The organism is Streptomyces atriruber (genome assembly GCF_001418325.1).
In the GTDB taxonomy this organism is placed as follows: Bacteria; Actinomycetota; Actinomycetes; order Streptomycetales; family Streptomycetaceae; genus Streptomyces; species Streptomyces atriruber.
On sequence record NZ_LIPN01000575.1, the window covers coordinates 1 to 4,708 of the forward strand.

A 4,708-nucleotide genomic window follows, 5' to 3' on the forward strand; every position below is an offset into this window, starting at 1 on the left:
CGTGCCGGGCGACGTCGCCCGCACCATCAAGCAGGGCGCGCAGCGGCTCGTCGCGGCGGTCCTCGACTGCGAGAAGCCGGTGATCGCCGCGGTGAACGGCACCGCGGCCGGTATCGGCGCCCACCTCGCGTTCGCCTGCGATCTGGTGATCGCCGCCGAACAGGCCAGGTTCATCGAGGTGTTCGTGCGCCGCGGCCTCGTGCCGGACGGCGGCGGTGCCTATCTGCTGCCACGGCTCGTCGGGCCGCAGCGGGCCAAGGAGCTGATGTTCCTCGGCGACTCCGTACCGGCCGCCGACGCCGCGACGATGGGGCTGGTCAACCGCGTCGTACCGGCCGACGAGCTGGAGAAGACGGCACGGGAGTGGGCGGAACGCCTCGCGTCCGGTCCGACCCGCGCCCTCGCCATGACGAAGCAACTGATCAACGCGTCCCTGGAGTCGGACCGCGCGACGGCCTTCGCCGCCGAGGCCGCGGCGCAGGAGATCAACATGACCACGGCGGACGCGAACGAGGGTGTGACCGCTTTCGTCGAGCGCCGCTCACCCTCGTACCGCGGCCGCTGACGCCAACGCACCGAGGACGACCAGCACGCACAGGCCGAACGACGCGATCGCCGACCCGAGCCAGACCTTGCGCAGGGGCCTGCCGAGGCGCTGCTCGCGGCGTCGGCCGTACGCGACGTTCAGCACAGGCACCACACCACTCGCCGCACACCACAGCACGGCCCCGCCGAAGGGCGCGCCCAGCAGGGCGAAGAGCCCCGCCCACCCGGCACCGACGGGCAGCAGACAGCCCAACGACCAGACCGGCTCAGCCCCACGCCCCTCACACAGGGCACGCCCACGCCCCCCGAGCCAGACCGCGGGCAGCGTCAGCACGGCGGAGTGCAGCAGCCCGAGGACGGGCAGCACCAGCAGCGCGAAGGGGAGGCCGAAGACCAGGCCGAAGGCGGGGCCGCCGTCCGAGCCGTCGTCGGCCCGGTCGACCGTCAGCAGGAACGCCACGAGCCCGGCCACCGGCAGCTGCGCGGCGCAGGCCGCCGCCGCGGCCCGCGCCGTCCCGTAATCCCAGGTCGGCCGCGTCCCCCCCCTGTCTCATGAGGCTGAAGATACGCGTGAGTCAGTAGCGTTTCGGCCACGCCCTTCACATCTGACGCCCCGTCAGCTTCAATGGTCGATGTGATGGGACACGCAGGAATGGCGGCCACCGCCGTTCGATACCTCAGGTCGGTCGGGGCCCGCACCACCACGGCACCCGTCGAGGCTCTACCGCGCCCTCAGCTGCGGGCCGTCGGCGACGACGAGCGGGCGCCGCTCGACCGGGGCGAGTTCCGGCGCGTGCTGGGCAACTTCGCGACGGGCGTCACCGTGATCACGTCCCCGCCCGACGAGGACGGCGGCCCCGCCGGCTTCGCCTGCCAGTCCTTCGCGTCGCTCTCCCTGGACCCGCCCCTGGTCTCCTTCATGGTGGCGCGTACGTCGACGACGTGGCCGCGCATCGCGCGCGCCGGTGTCTTCTGCGTCAACATCCTGGGCGCCGACCAGGGCGAGCTGTGCCGGGGCTTCGCGGTGAGCGGCGCCGACAAGTTCGCCGGGGTGGCGTACGACGCGGCGCCGGTGTCCGGATCGCCGCGCCTGACCGGGGCGCCGGCCTGGGTCGACTGCACGATCCAGGCCGTGCACACCGGCGGCGACCACCTCATCGTGGTGGGCCGGGTGGACGCCCTCGGCGCGACCGAGGACGACGCCGACCCGCTCCTGTTCCACCGGGGCACGTTCGGCCGCTTCACCCGCTGACGGCGACCGCCGCGGGCACCGGGCCGCCCCGCCGGATCACCAGCACCATCAGCGCGGCCGCCGCGCAGAGCGCGCCCGAGGCGTACCAGATCACGTCGTACGAGCCGAAGGCGTCCCGCACCACGCCACCGAGGAACGCGACGATACCGGCGCCCACCTGGTGCGAGGCGAGCACCCAGCCGAAGACGATGGCGCTGTCGTCGCCGTACTGCTCGCGGCAGAGGGCCAGCGTGGGCGGGACGGTCGCCACCCAGTCCAGGCCGTAGAAGACGATGAAGAAGATCATCGGCGGCCGGACGTCCGGCGCGAGCAGCATCGGCAGGAAGAGCAGCGAGACGCCGCGCAGCGCGTAGTACACGGCGAGCAGGCGCCGCGAGTCGAAGCGGTCCGTGAACCAGCCCGACGCGACGGTCCCGACGATGTCGAAGATCCCGATGACGGCGAGCAGGGAGGCGGCGGCCCGCACCCCCATGCCGTGGTCGTGCGCGGCGGGCACGAAGTGGGTCTGGATGAGCCCGTTGGTCGAGGCGCCGCAGATGGCGAAGGACCCCGCGAGCAGCCAGAAGGGACCGGTGCGGACGGCCTTGAGGAGCACCGTGACGGCGCGCCGTGCCGCGCCCGGGACGGGCGGCGGCTTCGGCACGAACTCCTGCGACCCGTAGGGCTTCAGGCCGACGTCGGCCGGGTGGTCCCGCAGCAGCAGCCAGACGAAGGGGACGACCGCGAGGGCCGCGAGGGCGACGGTGACGGCGGCGGGCCGCCATTCGTACGTCTCGACGATCCAGGAGAGCAGCGGCAGGAAGACCAACTGCCCCGACGCGGAAGCCGCGGTGAGGATGCCGCTCACAAGCCCGCGCCGCTCGGTGAACCACCTGTTGGTGACGGTGGCGGCGAAGGCGAGCGCCATCGACCCCGACCCGAGCCCGACGAGCAGCCCCCAGCACAGCAGCAGTTGCCAGGCGGAGTTCATCCACACGGTCAGGCCGGAGCCGCAGGCGATCACGACCAGGGCGACCGCGACGACCTTGCGGATGCCGAAGCGGTCCATGAGCGCGGCTGCGAACGGCGCGGTCAGGCCGTACAGCGCGAGATTGACGGAGACCGCGAGTCCGACGGTGCCGCGCGACCAGCCGAAGTCCTCCTTCAGCGGGTCGAAGAGCAGACCGGGGAGGGAGCGGAACGCGGCCGCGCCGATGATCGTCACGAACGTGACGGCGGCGACGAACCACGCGCGGTGGATACGGGGAGTACGGCGCCTGGTCGCGCTCGGCGCGGAGGAGCTCCGTGCGGACGTCTCGGTTGTCTGGGTCACGTCATAAAGGATCGAAAAACGGTCCGCCCTGGACGAGTGGCCCGAGGGACAGCATTCGCTAGGATCGGGCCATGCCCGCCTCGTCCTCCACCACCGGCACCACGCCCGCCGCGACCGCACCCACCCGACGCCACCGCATCGTCGTCCTGGCCCTGGACGGCGTGATCCCCTTCGAGCTGGGCATCCCGCAGCGGATCTTCAAGGGCGCCCGCACTCCCGAGATGCGGCATCTGTACGAGGTGGTGACCTGCTCGATCCGTCCGCCGGGCCCCGTCCGCACGGACGCCGACTTCGCGATCCTGGTCGAGCACGGTCCCGAGGCGCTGGCCACCGCGGACACGGTCGTGATCCCGGCGTCGTACGAACTGGGCCCGGTGTACGAGGAGGGCCGCCTCACCGACGAACTGTCCGCCGCCCTCGCCCGCATCAGGCCGGGCACACGGCTGGTGGCCATCTGCACGGGCGGGTACGTCCTGGCCGCCGCGGGCCTCCTCGACGGCCGCCCGGCCACCACGCACTGGTCGTCCGCCGAGCACTTCCAGCAGCTCTTCCCCCGCGTCGAGGTGGACGCGGACGTGCTGTTCATCGACGACGGCGACATCCTCACGTCGGCGGGCGTGGCCGCGGGCATCGACCTGTGCCTCCATGTCGTACGCCGCGACCACGGCACCGCCGTCGCCAACGAGGTGGCCCGCCGCACCGTCGTACCGCCCCACCGCGACGGCGGCCAGGCCCAGTACATCCAACGCCCGCTGCCCGAACCGCAGCTGGCGACCACGCGAACGGCCCGCGCCTGGGCCCTCGGCCGCCTCGACCGGCCGCTGCAGCTGCGCGACATGGCCGCGCAGGAGTCGATGTCGGTCCGCACCTTCACCCGGCGGTTCCGCGAGGAGGTCGGCGTGAGCCCCGGCCAGTGGCTGACGCAGCAGCGCGTGGAGCGGGCCCGCCACCTCCTCGAATCCACCGACCTCTCCGTCGACCAGGTGGCCGCGGACGCGGGCTTCGGCACGGCCCAGTCGATGCGGCAGCACCTACAGGCCGCGCTCGGGGTCACCCCCACGGCCTACCGCCGCACGTTCCGCGACGTCACCACCGCCTGACCGCGCCCCCTCCGCCGCGGCGGGCTTCACCTCCCCGGCCACGCCGACCAACGTCAGTACGACCCCAAGCCCCACGCCCGCCAGGATCGCCGTGGCGGGCGACACGACGCTCAGCAGTCCCCCGGCGAGCGACCCGCTCGCCGCGTACCCGGCACCCACGGCCGCGTACATCACCGAGTAGCCCGCCGCGAGGGCGCTGGGCGGCAGCGCCTCACGAAGCGACAGATTGCGGGTGAGCATCACGCCCGCCTGCAGCACGCCGGCGACGCCCAGGGCGGCGAACAGCCATGCGACGCCGGGCAGTACGGCGACGAGGACGAGGCACCCGGAAACGCCGGACATCAGCACCACGCTCTGCGTACGCAGCCGTCCCGGCCAGCGCCGCAGCCCGTACCCGAACGACCCGACGGCCGATCCGACCGCGAGCACCGCGAGCAGCGGTCCCGCCCACCCCACCTCGATCCCGCGCTGTTCGAGCAGCGCGGGATCGAGGTGGGG

At 73.1% G+C, this 4,708-nt stretch carries 6 protein-coding genes; 3 read left to right on the plus strand and 3 right to left on the minus strand.

Translation table 11 applies throughout. The features are described 5' to 3' along the window. Window positions 1-565: enoyl-CoA hydratase/isomerase family protein (locus tag AOK03_RS38670; protein WP_055570035.1), on the plus strand; the 565-nt coding region annotated here is incomplete at its 5' end. Here the strand turns inward: AOK03_RS38670 and AOK03_RS38675 are convergent. After that, on the minus strand, window positions 542-1,018 hold the full coding sequence (locus AOK03_RS38675) for a hypothetical protein (RefSeq protein ID WP_157869207.1): 477 nt from the start codon (window positions 1,016-1,018) through the stop codon (window positions 542-544). The two genes, AOK03_RS38670 and AOK03_RS38675, sit on opposite strands and share 24 nt — an antisense overlap. A gap of 165 nt (window positions 1,019-1,183) precedes the next feature. Here AOK03_RS38675 and AOK03_RS38680 point away from each other — a divergent pair, with 165 nt between their 5' ends. Beyond that, on the plus strand, window positions 1,184-1,798 hold the full coding sequence (locus AOK03_RS38680; RefSeq protein ID WP_244177930.1) for a flavin reductase family protein: 615 nt from the start codon (window positions 1,184-1,186) through the stop codon (window positions 1,796-1,798). Here the strand turns inward: AOK03_RS38680 and AOK03_RS38685 are convergent. Continuing rightward, the gene (locus AOK03_RS38685; RefSeq protein ID WP_055570038.1) at window positions 1,788-3,110 is read right to left on the minus strand and encodes an MFS transporter; all 1,323 of its coding nucleotides are present in this window, start codon (window positions 3,108-3,110) and stop codon (window positions 1,788-1,790) included. The two genes, AOK03_RS38680 and AOK03_RS38685, sit on opposite strands and share 11 nt — an antisense overlap. Window positions 3,111-3,181: 71 nt before the next feature. Between AOK03_RS38685 and AOK03_RS38690 the strand changes: the two genes are divergently transcribed. Then, window positions 3,182-4,210 (plus strand): GlxA family transcriptional regulator, encoded by a 1,029-nt coding sequence (locus AOK03_RS38690; RefSeq protein ID WP_055570039.1) that lies wholly within the window; start codon window positions 3,182-3,184, stop codon window positions 4,208-4,210. Here AOK03_RS38690 and AOK03_RS38695 read toward each other — a convergent pair. Next, window positions 4,142-4,708: MFS transporter (locus tag AOK03_RS38695; RefSeq protein WP_167355700.1), on the minus strand; the 567-nt coding region annotated here is incomplete at its 5' end. The two genes, AOK03_RS38690 and AOK03_RS38695, sit on opposite strands and share 69 nt — an antisense overlap.

Coding starts and splice junctions, on each gene's coding strand:
- AOK03_RS38690 (WP_055570039.1), top strand. CDS start 3,182: ATGCCCGCCTCGTCCTCCACCACCGGCACCACGCCCGCCGCGACCGCA.
- AOK03_RS38680 (WP_244177930.1), top strand. CDS start 1,184: ATGGGACACGCAGGAATGGCGGCCACCGCCGTTCGATACCTCAGGTCG.